This window comes from Rheinheimera sp. (assembly GCF_030690345.1).
GTDB lineage: Bacteria > Pseudomonadota > Gammaproteobacteria > Enterobacterales > Alteromonadaceae > Alishewanella.
This window is the reverse complement of the sequence record NZ_JAUYGV010000008.1, coordinates 690,801-709,393: the sequence shown is the minus strand read 5'-3', so window position 1 is coordinate 709,393 and position 18,593 is coordinate 690,801. Positions and strand designations below refer to the sequence as shown.

18 protein-coding genes are annotated in these 18,593 nt (G+C 48.1%); 11 read left to right on the top strand and 7 right to left on the bottom strand.

The window, feature by feature from the left end; genetic code table 11:
* Nucleotides 1-41: 41 nt before the first annotated feature.
* Nucleotides 42-899 carry a hypothetical protein gene (locus tag Q8O77_RS18155; RefSeq protein WP_305556626.1) on the bottom strand — a complete coding sequence of 286 codons (858 nt, stop codon included), beginning with the start codon at nucleotides 897-899 and terminating at the stop codon, nucleotides 42-44.
* A gap of 568 nt (nucleotides 900-1,467) precedes the next feature.
* On the opposite strand from Q8O77_RS18155, the gene Q8O77_RS18150 reads away from it, so the two are divergent.
* The 3 genes from Q8O77_RS18150 to Q8O77_RS18140 all read left to right on the top strand — a co-directional run bounded on the left by Q8O77_RS18150 (nucleotide 1,468) and on the right by Q8O77_RS18140 (nucleotide 4,344).
* Nucleotides 1,468-1,869, top strand: a complete 402-nt coding sequence (locus tag Q8O77_RS18150) for a group I intron-associated PD-(D/E)XK endonuclease (protein WP_305556623.1) — start codon at nucleotides 1,468-1,470, stop codon at nucleotides 1,867-1,869.
* Between the two features lie 162 nt (nucleotides 1,870-2,031).
* Nucleotides 2,032-2,271 (top strand): YHYH domain-containing protein, encoded by a 240-nt coding sequence (locus tag Q8O77_RS18145; protein ID WP_305556621.1) that lies wholly within the window; start codon nucleotides 2,032-2,034, stop codon nucleotides 2,269-2,271.
* Between the two features lie 276 nt (nucleotides 2,272-2,547).
* Nucleotides 2,548-4,344 (top strand): DUF885 family protein, encoded by a 1,797-nt coding sequence (locus Q8O77_RS18140; RefSeq protein ID WP_305556619.1) that lies wholly within the window; start codon nucleotides 2,548-2,550, stop codon nucleotides 4,342-4,344.
* Nucleotides 4,345-4,425: 81 nt separating this feature from the next.
* Here Q8O77_RS18140 and Q8O77_RS18135 read toward each other — a convergent pair whose 3' ends face one another.
* Nucleotides 4,426-4,611 (bottom strand): DUF2892 domain-containing protein, encoded by a 186-nt coding sequence (locus Q8O77_RS18135; RefSeq protein WP_305556617.1) that lies wholly within the window; start codon nucleotides 4,609-4,611, stop codon nucleotides 4,426-4,428.
* A 186-nt stretch (nucleotides 4,612-4,797) separates the two neighbouring features.
* On the opposite strand from Q8O77_RS18135, the gene Q8O77_RS18130 reads away from it, so the two are divergent.
* From Q8O77_RS18130 to Q8O77_RS18110, 5 genes are read left to right on the top strand one after another with little or no spacing between them, the layout of a single operon-like run.
* Nucleotides 4,798-6,195: a cytochrome ubiquinol oxidase subunit I gene (locus tag Q8O77_RS18130; protein ID WP_305556615.1), complete on the top strand. Its 1,398-nt coding sequence runs from the start codon at nucleotides 4,798-4,800 to the stop codon at nucleotides 6,193-6,195.
* Nucleotides 6,195-7,196 (top strand): cytochrome d ubiquinol oxidase subunit II, encoded by a 1,002-nt coding sequence (gene cydB, locus Q8O77_RS18125; protein ID WP_305556612.1) that lies wholly within the window; start codon nucleotides 6,195-6,197, stop codon nucleotides 7,194-7,196. The genes Q8O77_RS18130 and cydB overlap by 1 nt, the downstream gene beginning before the upstream one ends.
* 27 nt (nucleotides 7,197-7,223) lie before the next feature.
* Nucleotides 7,224-8,954: a thiol reductant ABC exporter subunit CydD gene (gene cydD / locus Q8O77_RS18120; RefSeq protein WP_305556610.1), complete on the top strand. Its 1,731-nt coding sequence runs from the start codon at nucleotides 7,224-7,226 to the stop codon at nucleotides 8,952-8,954.
* Complete coding sequence (locus Q8O77_RS18115) at nucleotides 8,947-10,644, top strand: amino acid ABC transporter ATP-binding/permease protein (RefSeq protein WP_305556608.1); 1,698 nt, start codon at nucleotides 8,947-8,949, stop codon at nucleotides 10,642-10,644. Before cydD ends, Q8O77_RS18115 begins: the two co-directional genes overlap by 8 nt.
* A 22-nt stretch (nucleotides 10,645-10,666) precedes the next feature.
* On the top strand, nucleotides 10,667-11,284 hold the full coding sequence (locus Q8O77_RS18110) for a hydrolase TatD (RefSeq protein WP_305556606.1): 618 nt from the start codon (nucleotides 10,667-10,669) through the stop codon (nucleotides 11,282-11,284).
* A gap of 21 nt (nucleotides 11,285-11,305) precedes the next feature.
* Here the strand turns inward: Q8O77_RS18110 and Q8O77_RS18105 are convergent, their stop codons facing one another.
* The 3 genes from Q8O77_RS18105 to Q8O77_RS18095 all read right to left on the bottom strand — a co-directional run bounded on the left by Q8O77_RS18105 (nucleotide 11,306) and on the right by Q8O77_RS18095 (nucleotide 13,547).
* Entirely contained in the window at nucleotides 11,306-12,100 is a 795-nt protein-coding gene (locus Q8O77_RS18105; RefSeq protein ID WP_305556604.1) for a hypothetical protein, read from the bottom strand.
* 293 nt (nucleotides 12,101-12,393) lie between these two features.
* Nucleotides 12,394-12,990: a hypothetical protein gene (locus Q8O77_RS18100; protein WP_305556602.1), complete on the bottom strand. Its 597-nt coding sequence runs from the start codon at nucleotides 12,988-12,990 to the stop codon at nucleotides 12,394-12,396.
* 8 nt (nucleotides 12,991-12,998) lie between these two features.
* Nucleotides 12,999-13,547 carry a hypothetical protein gene (locus tag Q8O77_RS18095; RefSeq protein WP_305556600.1) on the bottom strand — a complete coding sequence of 183 codons (549 nt, stop codon included), beginning with the start codon at nucleotides 13,545-13,547 and terminating at the stop codon, nucleotides 12,999-13,001.
* A 320-nt stretch (nucleotides 13,548-13,867) separates the two neighbouring features.
* Between Q8O77_RS18095 and Q8O77_RS18090 the strand changes: the two genes are divergently transcribed.
* Genes Q8O77_RS18090 through Q8O77_RS18080 form a run of 3 tightly spaced genes read left to right on the top strand, consistent with a single transcriptional unit; the run spans nucleotide 13,868 to nucleotide 16,947 of the window.
* Nucleotides 13,868-14,077, top strand: coding sequence for a hypothetical protein (locus Q8O77_RS18090; RefSeq protein WP_305556598.1), 210 nt, complete (start codon nucleotides 13,868-13,870; stop codon nucleotides 14,075-14,077).
* Nucleotides 14,074-16,287, top strand: a complete 2,214-nt coding sequence (locus Q8O77_RS18085) for a hypothetical protein (protein WP_305556595.1) — start codon at nucleotides 14,074-14,076, stop codon at nucleotides 16,285-16,287. Before Q8O77_RS18090 ends, Q8O77_RS18085 begins: the two co-directional genes overlap by 4 nt.
* Before the next feature lie 9 nt (nucleotides 16,288-16,296).
* The gene (locus Q8O77_RS18080) at nucleotides 16,297-16,947 is read left to right on the top strand and encodes a hypothetical protein (RefSeq protein ID WP_305556592.1); all 651 of its coding nucleotides are present in this window, start codon (nucleotides 16,297-16,299) and stop codon (nucleotides 16,945-16,947) included.
* Between the two features lie 19 nt (nucleotides 16,948-16,966).
* Here the strand turns inward: Q8O77_RS18080 and Q8O77_RS18075 are convergent, their stop codons facing one another.
* Nucleotides 16,967-17,659, bottom strand: coding sequence for a hypothetical protein (locus Q8O77_RS18075; RefSeq protein WP_305556589.1), 693 nt, complete (start codon nucleotides 17,657-17,659; stop codon nucleotides 16,967-16,969).
* A 314-nt stretch (nucleotides 17,660-17,973) separates the two neighbouring features.
* Nucleotides 17,974-18,318, bottom strand: coding sequence for a hypothetical protein (locus Q8O77_RS18070; RefSeq protein WP_305556587.1), 345 nt, complete (start codon nucleotides 18,316-18,318; stop codon nucleotides 17,974-17,976).
* Nucleotides 18,319-18,593: the final 275 nt, after the last annotated feature.

Below are 18,593 nucleotides of genomic sequence, written 5' to 3'. Positions count from 1 at the left end.
TTAATTAAGTTCTATCAAATCCGAATTTATTATTATTTAACTCAATGAGCTAGATCAGATTTGTACCTTCGCAGGACAATATAGTCTAATTGACCGCACCATATAACAGGCTTACCGGATGCTGCAAAATAGCAATTCCCTATAACCAAAACGTGGCATCCAGCAAGATTATCTAAAGAGCCTTCCACTTTGAAATATCGTCTAAACTCGTCTGCAATTTCAGGGTTTATTGATACGCTGAGCCCATCATTTCGGCTACCTGCGTTAAGCCATAGCTTACCATCAGTGGTATAGCCTGCATCACTAATGAAACCCCAAAAAATTCGGTTTTTATCTTTCAGGTTTTCATTAATGTTTTTGAAATTTACAAACAGGTCTTTGGCCGTTTCTGGCAAACCTTTTACTGGACTATTCGGGATTATTACTTTCGAATCGGAAAAGTAGAGTTTGTCAGAGCGAACAAGTTTATATAGCAGGCTTTTTAATGTCAGGTGCGCCGGAAAATCTTTTCCTCCACCATTTTCGATTTTGGTTGCTACACGATGCTGCCCTTGTGGATCTATATCTTTTTGATCTTGAGGCTTTACGTCAATTGAATAGTCTTTTTCTAAACCTAAATCCAGAATGATTCCGCTGTCGGGATTTGCGGCAGGAAATTCACTTCCGCCATCACCTTCACCAATTTGTTCGTAGGTTGTGGAATACTCGCACCCTTCCAGATGATGAGCACAAAAATGCGGAACTTTATTGCCATAGCTTGCCTTTCTAAACCAAGCATCACCCTCACAAGAAGGGCACTTTAGATTACGCCTTAGAGAGGTGTAAACAGCTTCGCCTAAATCAAAAAAGTCCTGAGCTACCCATTTTTTACCGTCAATGGTACAAAATGCTATATCCATATACTGCCTGCGTACTGAAAAGAGAAATGCGATACATAACATACGATGAAGTTAAAATGGGAACAACGCTGTTTTAATGATAAAGATTAGATAATTACCTAATGGGTAGGTGTTTGGAGTGAAGTCAAAAGTGCTGGAGAGCTATGTTACCTGCACAAACATCATGCAAATGGCATAGGTGGTAATGGTTTGAGCACATAAATGACTCTTCTTGTTTATGCCTGAAAAAGCGAAAAGCGCTATGGCTGATTTCCAGCCGCCACCGCTGCAGGCGGGGGGTTATGCCCAGCCAAGGTGGCAAATGCCTTTTAGCTTGGCTGTATTGACGAACGTCAGTGTCTGGTTTAAGTTTACAACCGAACTGGAAACACGCCCCAGAGGGGCTGAAAGTAGTATTAGCAGAAAGTACGAGCAGAGCTTGGAAATTTGGGACTGGCCTCCGTTACTACTCGATACACGCATAAGCGGTATAGTGCTTCTTAAATTATTAAGAGATTAACCACAGGTTATCTCTGTCGTTAGCGATGTGGCCATTAAACACGTAGCGGCATTAATTTTTGGATTTACTATGCCACTTAAAACCTCTGTTTTAGCTTCAGAACAACATCGTCATTACCAAAGCCATTCATTTGAACAATATGCAGCCAGCCTCTTTATGAATGACGGCTGGGAAGTGCTTGTGCCCGCTTTGGATCATGGGCGCAAAACCGATCTAGTCATTTCAGATGGTCAGGTATTCTATCGGGTTCAGATAAAGTCGCTTGAGACTACTGATGATTCCGTTCTGGTAAAGAACCAGTGGAAAAATACTGACACGAATATCGATTATGTCATCTATTTTTCGCAGAAGGGAAATTGGGGTTACATAATAAAGCCTTTCAGCTGTAATCAGATACGGTTAAATGCAGCCGGTGGACAGCGGTTTCACAAACATCAAAAGCACTTTTCACAGGCATTTGCCAAGATTTGATGTGGCTGTCTACTAACGTTAGCGCAGCTGTATGGTTTTGTAGATGGTATATTGCCGCGGCAACTTAATTGTTTGCAATAAAGGGAAACCTTATATAGCTTGGTTAGGCTTTGAGCAATCTCCCAAAGTTTTATAATTAAAATAATGATTTAAGGAATGAACATGAAAAAAGTTACCATGTTGCTTGCTGTTGCGGCGGTGCTGAGCATTTCCGTAAACGCACATAGTGGCAGAACGGACTCTAACGGTGGTCATAATTGCAGCCAAGCCTCTAAAGATAAAGGCTTATGCACCGGCTATCACTATCATAACGGCGTTGCTTACTATGATGCTGAGTTTAAGCACCCTGTAGCTGCTCACAAGCATGAAAGTAAAAAAGCAGCACCAAAAGTCACTTCTTAATTATGCAGCTGGCCTGTTTGGGCCAGTTTTTTTCTCACAGAACTAATGATATTTCTCAGACTGCCCAGAGCATAAGAGCGCTCGGCATTTGCTCTGTATTTATCGCGCCATGAAATCACTCCCTCTGCGGTACGGCGGTTTGATGGTTTGATCTGCCACCCACGCCGAATGCGCCAAACCGTTTACAGCATGGGTTAGAAAATTGCCTGCTCTCAGCGCTGGCATGCTAAGGTACAGCGATAAAACGCAGCCCTTTGATTAGTCTGGAGAACACCCGTGCTCAGGTCCCGTACACTTACCGCGTTATTCACGCATGCTTTGTTTAGCCTGGCCTTATTGGCTATTGCCCCTGCAATTTTAGCCGCCACGGCGACTGAGCAACTGCAACAAGTGATCGACGATCATTGGCAATACAGCCTGCAGGAAGACCCGGTTACCGCCGGCCGCATGGGGCTGGCCGGTTACAATGATCGCTTGCCGGGTGTCACGCCGGCAGATCGCGCCCGTCGTCTTGCCAGTGAACAACAGCTACTGCAGCATCTGGAGGCTATTGCGCCAGAGCAACTAACCGATGCCGACCGGGTTAATCATCAGTTACTCGGCTGGGTGCTGCGCAATTCGATTCAGGCGAATCAACTGTTTCTCGATCGTATACCGGCTAATACCTTTTACAGTTTCTGGAGCCTGGCGTTAGATGCCAGCAGTGGCCTCACTATGACCAAAGTGGCTGATTATCAAGACTATATCAGTCGCATCAAAGATTTTGGCCGCTACTTTGACGAAAACATCAATAATATGCGCACAGGTATTAAAGACGGCTTTGTGCTGCCAAAAATTGTCGTGCAGGGCATAGCACCCACGGTGCGGGCGCAGGTGTACAGCGACCCGCTGCAAAGCAGCTTATACGAGCCGTTTAAAAACCTGCCGGCGGCCTTTTCGCAAACCGAACAACAGCAGTTACAACGCGCGGCAAAACAGGCTATTGCACAGGTGGCGCTGCCGGCGTTTGCGCGTTTAGCGGATTTTCTTGAAGGTGATTATATGCAGGCCGCCACCGACAGCTTAGCGGCAGAGCAATTACCCAACGGCAAAGCCTACTACCGGCATACTATTAACACTTACGTTACCGCAGATCTGGACCCGGCTGATATCCACAACACCGGGCTGGCGGAAGTAAAACGCATCCGCGCTGAAATGGATGCCTTGATTAAACAAACCGGGTTTAGCGGCAGCTTTACCGGCTTCACCACTTTTTTACGCACTGATCCGCAGTTTTATGCCACGACGCCGCGCGAGTTATTAAAAGAAGCGTCGTACATTGCCAAGCGCATCGACTACCGCCTGCCGCAGTTTTTCGGCAAGCTGCCACGCCTGCCTTACGGCGTGGTGCCGGTGCCGGCCGAGATAGCGCCGAACTACACTACAGCATCTTATAACCCGGCGGCCATTGGCGGCAGCCGTGGCGGCGCCTATTGGCTTAACACCGACGCCTTGGATCAGCGCCCGCTGTATGAACTGGTCGCCTTAACCCTGCACGAATCGGTGCCGGGCCATCACTTACAAAGCGCTTTGTCACAAGAGCTGGAAAACGTGCCGCAGTTCCGGCGTAATTTGTATTTAAGCGCCTATGGCGAAGGTTGGGGTTTGTACGCCGAACGGTTGGGGGTAGAAATGGGTGTATACGAAAACGCTTATCAGCAATTTGGCCGCCTCAGCTATGAAATGTGGCGCGCCTGCCGCCTGGTGATCGACACCGGCATTCATTCTCAGGGCTGGAGCCGCCAGCAGGCGCTGGATTTTCTATCCGGCAACACCTCGTTATCAGCAGCCAATGTGCGGGCCGAGGTAGATCGCTATATCTCCTGGCCCGGCCAGGCGCTGTCGTACAAAATGGGTGAAATTACTATCCGGCAGTTACGCGCCAAAGCAGAGCAGGCATTGGGCAGCGCCTTCGACATCAGGGCTTTTCATGATGCGTTATTAGCCAACGGTGCGCTGCCACTGGAAATTCTGCAGGCGGAAATGGATCGCTTTATTGCCACCGCAGCCAAAAGCAGCAGTAGCCATAACTAAGATTAACTAAAAAGCCAAACACAACCGTAGCTGTCGGTTGGTTTAGCTTTCAGGGTTATGCCGCTATGGCGGCTTTTGGTTTTACACCTTACAGGTTTTAATCCCCAGCAAGCTGTACAGCGGGCAAAAGTTAAATAACCCGGTCAGCAGCGGCACTATGCCCAGCCAGCCCCATACTCCTATGGCGCCGGTTGCGGCCAGCGTCATTAATGTCATACCGGCCACAATGCGTATGCCTTTATCTATTCCACCTACGTTAGCTTGCATAACCCACCCTTTTAATTAGTAAATCCTTATTAAGAATAGTGTTGCCGGCGGCTGAGCGCTATAACTTAAACGCGACAAAACATGATCTGCGACAAAGTGGCGCATTTTATATATCAGAGAATATTAATATTCATTGGTTATAATGCCAAAGTTAGCTTACTTTTATAGCTTTACTCAGGAGTATTTATGGAACTTGACCCGCTATTGCTCTCGCGCCTTCAGTTTGCCTTTGTGGTGTGTTTTCATGCCATCTTTCCGGTATTTACTATTGGTTTGGCCAGTTTTATTGCTGTGCTTGAAGCGTTGTCTTTTAGAACCGGTAACCCGGTGTGGCAGAAATTATCTAAGTTTTGGATCCAGGTGTTTGCCGTAGTGTTCGGTATGGGCGTGGTATCCGGCATAGTTATGTCATTCCAGTTTGGTACTAACTGGAGTAACTTTTCTTATGCCACCGCCAACTTCCTCGGCCCGGTGCTTAGTTACGAGGTCATTACCGCTTTTTTCCTTGAAGCGGCCTTCCTTGGTGTGTTGTTGTTCGGTCGTGACAAAGTGCCGCAAGGTGTGCACTTGTTCGCTGCTATTATGGTGGCGCTGGGAACCTTTATTTCCTCATTCTGGATTTTATCCGCCAACTCGTTAATGCAAACCCCGGGTGGGTTAGAACTGCGTAACGGCATGTACCATGTGGTGTCCTGGAGCGAAGCGCTGTTTACCGCATCCTTTACTTACCGTTTTATTCATATGGCGTTGGCGTCGTTCCTTACCGCTGCGTTGGTGGTGGCTGGTGTAAGCGCATGGTTTATTTTGCAAAAGCGTGAATTTGACACTAACCGCAAAGCCTTATCTATTGCACTTTGGATGTTGCTGCTGTTGGCACCGCTGCAAGTGGTCATCGGCGATTTTCATGGTTTAAATACCTTAAAGCATCAACCAATGAAAGTAGCAGCGATGGAGGGTAACTGGCAAACCGCTAACGGTGTGCCGCTGTTATTGTTTGCTATTCCGGATCAACAGACGCAAAGCAACCATTTTGAAGTAAAAATTCCCAAGCTGGCCAGCTATGTATTAACCCACGATTGGAACGGCGAAGTACCGGGCTTAAATGAAGTGGCAGCGGAAATGCAGCCACCGGTGTTTATTGTGTTTTGGTCGTTCCGTATTATGGTGGCTATGGGGCTGTTAATGGTGCTGTTTGCCCTGTGGGGCCTGGTGTTGCGTTACAAGGCCAAATACCACCAAAGCCGCAGCTTTTTACAGGGTTTGCGTTTAATGAGTTTAAGCCCTTTTATTGCTGTACTGGCCGGTTGGATAGTTACTGAGTCCGGCCGCGCGCCCTGGCTTATTTACGGCCAGATGACCCACGCCGAAGGTTTAACGCCGTCGCTTACCGGCGCCATGGCACTGTTTACCCTGATTGGCTATATCGTGGTGTATGCGCTGGTATTTAGTGCCGGGGTTTACTATTTACTCAAGGTGTTCCGTGGTGGTGTAGAAAAAGCTAACCGGCCACACGAGCAAGAAGAAGTTGAACGCGCCAAGCGGCCATTTTCTGCCGCGCATGCCAGCCTGGAAGGAGACAACTAATGGAACAGCCATTTGATTTAACGCTGATTTGGGCCGGCATTATCGCCTTTGGTGTGATGATGTACGTACTAATGGATGGCTTCGACTTAGGCCAGGGCATATTGTTCCCGTTTGCGCCGGATGAGCATCACCGCGACGTGATGATGAACTCGGTAGCGCCGGTGTGGGACGGCAACGAAACCTGGTTAGTATTAGGCGGCGCCGGCTTGCTGGCGGCGTTCCCTCTGGTGTATGCGGTGTTTTTACCGGCGCTGTATATTGGCGTGTTTTTACTGCTGGCCGGGCTTATTTTCCGCGGTGTGGCGTTTGAGTTTCGCTTTAAAGCCAAAACCTCTAAGTACTTGTGGAACTGGGCTTTTGCCGGCGGCTCTACCGTGGCAGCGTTTGCGCAAGGCGCGGTAGTAGGCGCATATATTCAGGGCTTTAAAACAGAAAACTTCCGTTATGTTGGCGGCGCGCTGGACTGGCTAACGCCATTTACCGTGATCACCGGCCTTGGCCTGGTTGCCGGCTATGCCTTATTGGGTGCCACCTGGCTGATTATGAAATCCGAGGGCGAAGTACAGCAATGGGCTTACAAGCTGGCGCCGCGCTTATTGCTGATGGTACTGGTGGTGTTCGCCGTGATCAGCGTGTACACCCCCTTTGTCGACCCCTTTGTTAAACAGCGTTGGTTCAGCGGTTTCAGTGCCATCTGGCTATTGCCATTGTTGGCGTTGTATTGCGCTTATGTGGTGTTCAGTTCGTTGCGCAAACAGCACGAAGGCATGCCGTTTGTCGCTACTATGGGGCTGTTTTTGTTTACTTATTTAGGCCTGCTGGCCAGCAAATGGCCTTATATGGTGCCGCCAAACTACACCTTGTACGACGCTGCTTCAGCCTTTGAGTCACAGCTGTTCTTGTTACTTGGCTTCCTGTTCGTTATCCCGATAGTGCTAACCTATACCGCCTGGACCTACTGGGTATTTCGCGGCAAGGTAAAAGCCGGTGGCTACCATTAAAGCTTGTTGTTACACAGCATGCCCGACATGATTAGCGCGGCCGGTAACACGGCAAGTTTTAGCAGCGGCACTGAGCTGCTGCGCTTTGTCAGCTACCGGCAACGCGGCAAGTTGCGCCTGGCGGTGCTGTGTGGTGTGTTGGCCTGTCTGGGCTTAATTGGTCAGTGGTATCTGCTGTGCTATCTGTTGTATCAGGGGTTGCTGCTGGCATCTGATGCCACAGCAGCACCTGGCTTAGCGGCTAAAGCGCTGATCGCGCTGCTGCTGGTTATGTTGTTGCGCCTGGTCTTGTTACGTGCGCAGGAATTATTGGCCGGTGCGGCAGCCGTTGCCGGCCGTGAGGCGTTGCGTAAGGCATTGCTGCAAAGCTGGCAACACCGGGCTGTGCATCAGTTACAGCAGCAGTCACCGGCAGCGCTGGCCAGCCAGTGGCTGGAAGATGTCGAAGCCTTCGACGGTTATCTGGCGCGTTATTGGCCGCAGCAATATCTCACCGTGTTGGCTCCGCTGTTTATTTTGTTGGCAGTATGCAGTATGGACTGGCTGGCAGCTTTACTGCTGTTGGTTAGTGCCCCGCTTATCCCGCTGTTTATGGCACTGGTGGGGCTGGGGGCAGAGCAGCTGAACCAGCGCCATTTTCTGCTGCGCCAGCGCCTTGCCGGGCATTTTTTAGATCGTATCCGCCATCTTGCTACCATTCAGCGTTTACAGGCGGTAGCCGAAACCCACGCGGAAGTCGCCAATCGCAGCGATCAGTATCGGCGTGTGTTAATGCGCACGTTAAAAGTGGCGTTTTTATCTTCCGCGGTGCTGGAGTTTTTCGCCAGTGTCGCCATTGCCAGTGTGGCGCTGTATATCGGCTTTGGCCTGTTGGGCGCCATTAATTGGGGGCCGGCTCCTGCGCTTAGCTTATTGTCCGGCTTGTTTATTTTAATGCTGGCGCCGGAGTTTTTTCAGCCACTGCGCAGCTTTGCACAGTTTTATCATGACAGAGCCGCCGCGCTGGCTGCGGCTAACCAGTTAGCGCCTCAGCTAAGCGAAGCTGATTTTCATGCGCCGGCGCAGCCGATGCCTGCAGCCATAGTGCCTGAGGTGCAGCAGTTGCACATTAACAATTTAGCCGTAGGTTACACCCCGGCCCAACCGTTGCAAAGCCGGCTTAGTGCCAACCTGACCACCGGCCAGTGCCTGCTTATCAGCGGGGCTTCCGGCCGCGGTAAAACCACCATTTTACAGAGTTTGTGCGGTTTATTGCCGCCACTGGCCGGTAGTGTATTGTTGAATAACCAATCATTAGCACAGCACACCCTTGCTTACTTACCGCAGCAACCCTGGCTGATCAACGGCAGCTGGGCCGACAACCTGCGCTTGTTGGCACCGGCGGCCAGCGAAGCGCAAATGTTGGCGGTGTTAAGTCGGCTGGGTTTGGCAGAATTAGTTACAGAAACCGCTGCGGGCTTGTACCGGCAAATCAGTGAGCAGGGTCGCGGTTTATCCGGTGGTCAGCTGCAGCGGTTGGCGCTGGCGCGGGTATTGTTGGCGCCTACAGCCGTGGTACTGCTGGATGAGCCCACCGCAAGTTTAGATGGCCACAGCCGTGATCTGGTGCTCAGCGCACTGCAGCAGCTAAAGCCTCAGGTTATGCTTATTTTAGTCAGCCATGATCCGGCTTTACAGGTGCTGGCAGATCAGCATTGGCAGTTAGCTGAAACGCAGCTGGCGTCGGAAATTGTAGCAGGGCAGGTGGTAAATGGCTGACATAGAACATAAAAATGCACTGAGCTATTGGGCCCGGCAACTATTGTGGCACCAGCGCCGGCGCGTGCTGGCTGGTGCAGGGTTGGCTTTTGTTACAGCGGCCTTCGGCCTGGCGCTACTGGCATTGTCCGGTTGGTTTATCACCGCTACGGCCTTAGCCGGTATCAGTGTGGCAGCAGGCGCTATGTTGGCGTTGGATGTATATCTGCCCGGCAGTGGTATCCGCTTTTTTGCGCTGGGCCGCACAGTAAGCCGCTATCTTGAGCGGCTGTACAACCATGACTCGGTGCTGCGGCAACTGGCGCTGGTAAGGCAGCAATTGTTTCAGGGGTTGGCGGTGTTACCTGTCACAGCTGTTGAGCAACAAGCCAATGCTGACTGGCTAAGCCGGCTTACGGCCGAGCTGGAGAGTCTCGACAGCCTGTTGCTGCGCCTGTTGTTACCGCCGTTGTCGGCGCTGCTTAGTTTACTGCTGCTAAGCGCGGTGGTCAGCATTTGGAGCTGGCCCTCAGCGTTGCTGTTGCTGGGGTTAACGCTGGTGGGCTGCACTGTGGTATTCAGCCTGCTGATCCGCTGTCAGCAACCGCTTAGCCGCCAACTGGCGCTGCAGTTTAATCAGGCCAGAGCCGCGTTGATTAACCACTTACAAGGCCTGCCGGAGCTAAGAGCGGCCAGGTTGCAGGCGCATCAGCAACGCGCCCTGCTGCAATTAAGTACCAGCCTTGGCAACTTACAATTGCGCACTGCGCGCCAGCAAGCCAATGCGCAGTTAGCGGTAAACGCATTGCACAGTATACAGGTGGTGTTGGCGGCATTGCTGGCGCTGGCCGGTTTTAATGCCGGGCTGGTTACTGCGCCGGTAGCGGTATTACTGGTGTTAGCGGTATTTGCGCTGGGCGAGTTATTGCAGTTGCTGCCCGGCCAACTTAGCCATGTCGGCAAAACCCGCTACGCGGCAGAGCGTTTGTATCCGTTAGCGCAGGCCCAACAGCATGCGGTTGCGCCTTCGGCAATAACCACAGCAGCACCATGGCATAGCTTAAGCTTAACGGTGGCGCAGCACCCGTATCTGGCGGCAGGCCGGCAGGGGGCGCTGCAACTTAGTTTCAGTACGGCCCGGCCGTGGCTATTGGTTAGCGGCCGCTCCGGGGCGGGTAAATCTACTTTGGCCGGGTTGGTATTAGCAGAGCGACTGGCAGAAGCCGGGCAGTTAGGCGCGCAGTGCCACTACCTGCTGAATAATCAACCGTTAAGCGCAGAGGCCGCCGGCAGTATCGCGCAGCACAGCGTCTATCTTAGCCAACAAAACAGCGTTATAGCCGACACCCTGTACGCCAATCTTAGCCTTGGCCTGGCCAATATTACCGCGGCACAGCTATGGCAAGCATTAGATAGGGTAGAGCTGGCAGCATGGGCGCGCAACTTGCCGCAAGGTTTGGACACCTGGTTGGGTGACACAGGCCAGCAACTGTCCGGCGGCCAGGCCAGGCGTTTATGTTTAGCGCGGCTGTTATTGCGCCAGCCGCAACTGGTGGTATTGGACGAACCGTTTAACGGCCTGGATGCAGCAATGGCACAGCGCATTTGGCATAATCTTCAGCCCTGGTTGGCAGATAAATTTGTGCTGTTACTGCTGCACAAGGCGCCGGCGTTTTTAACCGCCGACGATTGGCGCCAACTGGCCTTATAGCAGCCAAAGCACAGGAGGAAAAATGACAGCAAATCTAATCAGTTATGCAGATAATCAGCGCTTAACCCTGCAGTGCGGCAGCCGCTTACCGGCGGCGCAATCGTTGCTGCAACTGGCGGGCAATGCACAACTGCTGGCGCAACTGGCAGCAGCGCCCACGGTGCAGCAATTGCTGAACGTGGCAGAACAAGCCTATCAGGCCGGTTATGAGCAAGATGCTTCTACCGAGTTTGAGCTGCAAGGCATTGCTATCGCCGGTATAGGCGATCCGCTGCTGCATAGGGAGCTGCTGGCGGAGTTTTTACCGCCTTTTAAAACCAGGCGCCATGGCGTGCCGGTAACCTTAGTCAGCTATGGCCTGGTGGCACCAAAGGAGGCGCCTGCATTGTGCCAACAGCTGCTTGAGCTGGAAGTAGAAAAGTTAGAAATTTACCTGCCGGCCACTAATCCGCCGGCCTATCAGCAAGCGGTTAAGCCAATACAATTGGGTTTTAGCGAAGTGTGCCAGTTTATTCACACTGCCGCTGAGGCGGGGTTACAGGTAACCTGCTTTGCTTATGCGCCGGTAACTCAGCAAAGCGAACTGCGCGCCCTGGCGTTGGATTTGGGCGCGCGCGGCTTTGTGGTTAAACAACCTTAGCAGTAAACTGTTGCGCTGCGGTTAACGCCTCGCGGCGGCCGGTTTTACTCGGGTGTCATATAAATGCTGCAGCGCTTCGGTTATGGTCATATCGGCGTTTTCACTCAGGTAACGCTCTACCTGTTTGTGCACAAAAATAACCGCTTGTTTATGCTGTTTGGCAAAGGCAGCGCATTGCTGTTTTAGCTGCTGGTTAAATTCTTTTTCTGCCACTTGCTGGTGAGTCGCCTGTATTGCCTGCTCAAAGCTGTTGCCGTTATCGGCAAAGGCTTCTTTTAGCGCGTTTTTCGGTATGCGGTAGGCTTTACTGGCAAAATCCAGCGCTTCGCGAAAGCTATCAAAGCTCTCGCCAAACACCTCGAAGTGCAACGGCGCGGTATCTTGTACCTGCTGGCTAATACCACCGGCTTCATAGTCAAAGCCAAAAAAGTTAAGCCGCTCTGTGGTTTCCGCGCCCAGTTTTAACCCCGCTTCAATACTGTGGCGCAGGCTAAAATCTAACGCCGCTAACTCATCCACCGTCCACATGTCGTAAATGCTCAGCGCCTTGGCATACTTTTTAGCCAGTTTGGTTTTGGCAAATTTGTGCCGCTCATCCAAAGTGCCGGCTTTGCAGGGTTTAACCAGCTCATGGCATTCATTGCAAACCGGAATTTTTAAAAACTCACTGGCCTCGCGTGTAGCAAGGTAAAACTCCAGATACTGCTGCGGTGGCGCATAGTCATGCGTAGCGGCAATGCAGCCGCAGTAAAAGCAGGTGTTAAAGTGGTTGCTACGGGTGGGTACAAGCAGGTGGTAGTGGGTGTCTGCAGTCATCGGGTATTCCGAAATAGGTTAGTATACCTGTGTTGCTTAAAGTTGCAGGGGTATTGATGTGAGGTTTTAAATGTCAAACTGCAGATACTTTCTCAGCGCTATAAAATTTGGTGTACCAGCAAGTTCACGTTCACGGGCGCATTCGTTTTAATATTATTTAACTGCCTGACTTGGTAGATATAAGTGAAGCTGGCATTGTCGGTGGGCTCAGGGATGGGGATGAATAGACTTCCTCAAAAATTCAGCACACACTTTCAAACGAGGCGCCATCCAAAAACAAAAAGTTTCGTCTTCTAAGCTCGGTCACAAGAAAACCAATGATTTCTCAATCCAGCTGCGGTGTACGGCCCATAACCACGTTCTTTTAACCACTTCAGACTAACGCTCTTTGTCTTAATGTCCTTAGCAGCTACGAGATAAAACTCCCACTTCGACATATCCATCCCGTTCCAAGCTTCATAACTCTTCTCCGTATGAAAACAGAAGCAGTAATAATCTGACTTCAATGAGCCAAATTCTTGCTTACTGTTATCAATCGTATCTCTTGCTACTAATCCACCAAACCTAATTTTATTGTAAGGCTGGATGATGACTTTCGATAAGTCTTTAAGGCTCCCATCGGGATTAAGTGCCTTCCAGGACTGCCAATATGCGCTGGCTTTAACTTCGATTCGAACACCGCTACTTGTTTCCAAATCACTATTTGCCCATAAATAGCGTCTGGGACTTTTTATGCCTAAAATTTTTGCCACCAACCACTCAGCAAAAATGCCTTTATTAACGTCGTCGCATAAGTCTGAATAAGCCCATGAGAGGAAATCCAGTAAATTACCGTCCAGTTTCAGGTCAGAATTTAGCAACTCATCATCAATGCTATTTATTATGCTCATTCAACCGCCTATGTGTTTGGAAGGTTTCTTAGTAAATTTTCCATTTCCCTGATTGGCCAAATAGCCCCCTTTACCCCTTTGATTGTGCATGGGCGGTCGGAGAGCATCAGCGATGTAGAGTAAGGAAGCAAATCAGTGATTTTTTGCTTTCGGTAGCTCAGGGTTATCTCTACATCACTCACCACTAGTCTCATCGTACCCTGGACCGAACGGCTGCACTCTGTATCCAGTTTCATCTCAGTATCGTGCAGATATAACGCGGCCTTTTCCACAAGCTCACTCGATAATCCGGCTTTTAATAGACTGTTTATGAAAACATCTTGAAACAGAATGGGTAAGCGGTTCAGATCACTTTTTGTCACGCAGGGTATAAATACCGCGTAACGGGTTGCATCGTTTATAAACACCAAGTTTTGTTTACGCTGAATGGTAACGATATTGGCATGCCAATTAAGCAAAGGATCAGCCTGGCTTGAGGCGCTTGTTTTACCTTCCTCAAAACGTGAAATACTCAGTTGTTCAAAAAGCTTTTTGGTGCAATGTAAATTCACTAACACTACCGCCTATTTGCATTAAATAATTTCCATATAAAATTCAGTAATTTGTAAAATTTAAAAAAATCCCGCCAACTACACTGCCGTAATCTAGTAAGCAAGATTGTATTTTTGGTTACGCCCAATTCCGGGCTTAACTGAGGAAAAAGCAATGAGTAAACAAGGTTCATCTCGCCCAGTATCAAACCAGCCTGGCAATGGTGGTAATTGGCCAAGCACTACAGGCAATCCATCTGGTAATGGTCGCGGCAATGCTGCTCCTGCACCTGCTAAGCGTTAGATAATGTCTGCGGGGGAGCTTTCCCCCGCTTCAGGGTTAGACTATGAAAAAATTTACCTCAAATAAAGACTTTAATGTGTATATTAAGCAACTTTGCAAAGCTGGCTGTACATTTATCCACGGAAAGAAGCATTCAAAGCTTTTAGCCCCTTCAGGTAAAAGCGTTGCAGTGCCAAGCTCACCGAGTGACAAGAGAGCCTTGGATAATTTTAAACGCGATATAAGACGTTACTGCGCCATGGAGGCTATATGAAGCAGGGATTCATTCTACCAACACCCGTTGAAATCATTCGAGAAGCGGCCGGCTGTTTTGGCATCCGAAATACTAAAGCAACAAAGTTTCTGGATGAAAAAGCTAAGGAAGCAGTTCTTCACCCTGCTCAAATCAGTGAGTTAATAAATAGCGTATTTTATGAAGGCTTAGCCAAAAGCGACTTAAACGGTTTTGCTGAATTTACCAGACAAGCAATATATAACATTATCAATACATACTGCCGCAAAATGGCGGGTTGCGGCTTTTTCATCGGATCGAGCCGTGGAAGAGCCCTTGTTACAATTAACCGGCACTTCTTCGCTATACAGCTAGAGCCGTTACTAAAAAAAGTGCTCGACCCGTATAGACGTTATCATGCGCCTTCGGCTCTCGATTTATTGAGTTCACATTCAGCCTTTGATCAGGTTTGGCAGTGGTGCAGCGACACGTTTTTGGACTGGAAAAAATTTGAAGAGGCAACTAAAGAAGACAAAGATAAAATCAGAAATTGGCGGTCAGGAAAGCATTTCCCTGATTACCAACGTCTGAACGCTATTATCCCTCAAGGAAGTCAATCTTATATATTGCCGTTGTTGCTGGTAGCCAGATTCATCGACGTACTCAAGAAAAAAAGTTGGGGCAAACGACTTATTAAAGGTGCCATCGACATACACGTTTCTGGCAGCTTCGATTTGCAAGCAAATATGAATAGACACCCAAATCGTTATTTTTCGGCATTTACTAGTTTTCGAAAAGAGCTATCAGCTTTAGAGAAAATTCTGGTCAAACGGTATAAAACATTAGATGACTTTGAATTTGCTGCGAAACAACTTCAAGTCTGTAAAAACATCCCAGCATCCCTAATTCCAAGTGGTGGCGAGGGATTGCTCAATTGGTTTGAAGCAAGATTTTTAGTTTTGTCAGGTCACTTAGCACCTGCAAAAGAACTCTATGAAAAAGCATTTGATGCTTTGCTATGCTGCGGCGGGGCGTACATTGAGCAAGTAGTAAATGAGAGCTTAGTGGTTACAAGTGCTGCAGAGAATCCCGATAACGTTTTTTTTAAAAAGCTTAAAACAGCTCAGGTACTGTACGGCTATGACATCCCCTCAGCTGCGGTCGAATCTGGGCAAAAACAATTACGCTTTAAAGACACTGTGGAAAAGTGGGAAGTTGATATGTGGCGAAAAGGGTTTGATCAGATGTTCATACCTCGCACTTTATTCCCTGGCGTCTCTTATCCATTCACAGATAAGTATGGACCATTGATGCTAGATCTCAACAGCGAGTTTAAGCCCGATTTGAGGTATTCAGACAAGAAAATCAACGTTGGCAGGACATGGCAGCGCAGAATGCCTCAGATCAATTACTTCATCATGGTGGATGATTTATCTTCAGTTAACCAACTTCTTCAGCAATGTGCTGACGTAAATGTCTGCTCTGAGGTTGGTGATACACCACTACTGCTGTCACTCCATAAACTCGATTTACTCGAAGTACCCTATATGTCTCTTGATAGGCGCTATTACGACGCGATAATCAAAACTCCGATGACTCCCGACACTGTTAATCAAAAGACGTTAAAGCAAAAGCACCTCGCACTTATTCAAGCTGTCAGAACGGGTAAGCTCGAAATAGTACGTAAGATTTTAGAGTTAGGTGCAGATGTTGGTAAACGGGGCTTAGCGGATAATCAAACAGCACTAAACGAGATCATTAAGCTGGTCGGCATTAAAAAGAATCCGGAGAGATTTAGGGAAATCATGTTGCAACACCCGATAACGCCAGAGCTCATCGACGTGGGTAGGAGGTTGTCAGCTGGAGATTTTGGCTTCAGCCTCTCTGACTTACAGGCACAATTATCCGAACATAGAAAAACGCAGTTCTACAAAGAAATATCAGAAATGATGGCCGATTTGATGATTGATCGAGTATGTAAACATACCAACATCGAAGAACTTAGAGACATTTCAAGACTGCTAATAAGACAAGGCTCAGATGTCAATGCAGAGCACAACAGCCCGGTCAAAGGGTACACTCCGTTAATGTTAGCCGCAGAGTTAGATGAGGGAGAACTATATTCGCTAATGCTTGAGTATGGTGGTAAACCACATAAAACCTTTATTGACCCAAACACTAAGACAGCTAACAATTCATGGCAGATTGCCACCTTTTGGCGCTCCCGCTCAATTTTGGCTTTGAGGCACTAAGGAACAGTTGTGTACGAAAAAGAACTAGAAGCGCTACTGCCACGCTGCTTTGAGATGTATGATTTTATGGCGGAGCACGTTGAGCAGTTACAGCATCTTGAAGCGGTGCCGGAGCTTAAATGGCGAATGGCCTTTCAGTCGGGTCTTTTGTCATTTGAACATGGACTATCGTCTCTTAAGTTAATTGCTGATGGCTTTACATCATCAGGCTTTGCGTTGATGCGGCCCCAATACGAAAGCCTGATACGCGGATTTTGGCTCATGTACGCTGATACTGAGGCTTGGTTTAATAAACTCGCAACAGCGGGCAACGTTGGTCCGAACGAGATAAAAAAGCTGGAAACACCCCTGATTGGAGATATGCTTAAAGCGCTTGATAATTCGGAAGCGCCAGCGCATATCCTCGGCCAGTTGAATGACTTTAGAGGCATTAACAATTCAGCGTTTAATAGCTTTACACACAGTGGTCTTACAGCACTTGTCAGCAATGGCGTAGGTTATGAACCCAAGGTTATCTATGATTCTCTTCGGAACTGCAACGCTGTTGCTGCTATAAATATGCAAATGCTATCTATTTTGACTGGTTACGAGGAAGCAATGGAGCCTATAAGAGAGATGCATCATCACTTCGTCGATTGCTTGCCAATTGTTCATGATTAAAAATTGAGATTGTCTGAGCTCAGTGTTTTCGGACATTAACCACTTCGCCATTATGCCTAATCACCATGATTTTAGCGCCTGGCTCCAACTTTTCAAAAATTGATGCGTAATACCGGGCGTTGAATTTTATGACTGGCAGTTTTAATACCTCACCATGCTCATCACAAAACTCTAGTAAAACATTCAGTCCATTATCATCAGCATGTACATCATGGCTTAGATAGCAGTCTTTCAGCTCATAACTAACATCTTGGGGTATGTTGATTTGCTGTCTGGGAGATAATCTTGGTGGTGGATCAGTTTTGGGTTTAGGTGCCACAGTCTTGGCTTTGTATATATTCTTAGGGTTATGCTGCCAACTCTGCGCTTCTGGATGGTTCCAAACTGTCTTGCCATTAAAGCCGAATATATCTTTTTCTACTTCCTCCAGCTTGAATAAAGTTAGCGTGTGGGTATTAAGTGAGATTTCTAAGGTGAACGCTTTACCTGTAACTATTTTTGTAGCTTTGGTATCGTCAATGCCATGAGTAACCTTAATTTCCACATTCAAAACCCAACCATTTGACGTGGTTAACCTTACGTCTGTGATCGTACCGGTATTTTCATCTCGGTACTCAAGTTCTGCGGCAGTAATCATAACAGAATCAGTGATTTCACCGCTCAATGTTTTCGGTATGACTTTACCAACTTCAACTCGGGGTATCTTAAACACTTTGTCTGTCCCAACAGCACTTTTGAGACATTGTTTCGCGAAGGCGTGTAAAGCAGACTCATTTGTTACACCACAATCGGATGAATCTTTGCAGTGTCTGAAATAATGTTGGCGGATTTCTCCGAGGCATGCCTCCAATGCAACACTGCAATTAGGACATACACAGTTACATGCTAGCCCTCGCTCAGTAACCGCTAGATCCTCAATTGACACAAATATGCCATTTCTCAGCGCGTACCTAAGTTCAGTAGCAACGTGTCTTGGCTCCTTGATTATCACTTAGTAACGTCTCTGATTAGATGATTGGTGTGATATCAAGTGCTCTCACTATCTTGCTCACGGAGGCTATACATGTGCAGATGATCATCAAGACACAAGTAAAACTCTTTTAAAAATTCTTGCATGCTCTGCGTTTCAGATTGCACCCAATCAAAAAACAGCTCGAAAAATGGTTCTCTAAACTCACTGTCATCAGGTGCACCAACGGCATCAAAAATTATATCTAAAATTGATTCTGAATATGGAATTGTAACGTCACAATCCATTGCTTCAGAAACTTTATCAGCAGCTTTTGCTTGCTCAGCAGCAATACAGAAAAGGTCAGATATTGTGTTGTCATCAACCGTTCTGACTGCGAAGGGAATTACGCGTTCAGCCATTAACACTCTCATTTTAATTTAACGAACAGAAATGTGAATCAGTGAGCAAGTTGCGTCGAGCTCGCCGCTAGAGAACTTTTTTCACTTTAACGTACATTAAAGTGCAGATTGATAACTGGATTAGCGACAAGGTGAATACCTTGGCATTAAAATAGTTAATTTCAAAATAGTTGTCACTACTTCAGTTAAAGTTAACACATATGCAGCAAAAGTGAGTTGTGGGAGATTTAAATCGGCAATGTCCGCTTTTGGAAACAAAAGTTTAGCCTTGCATC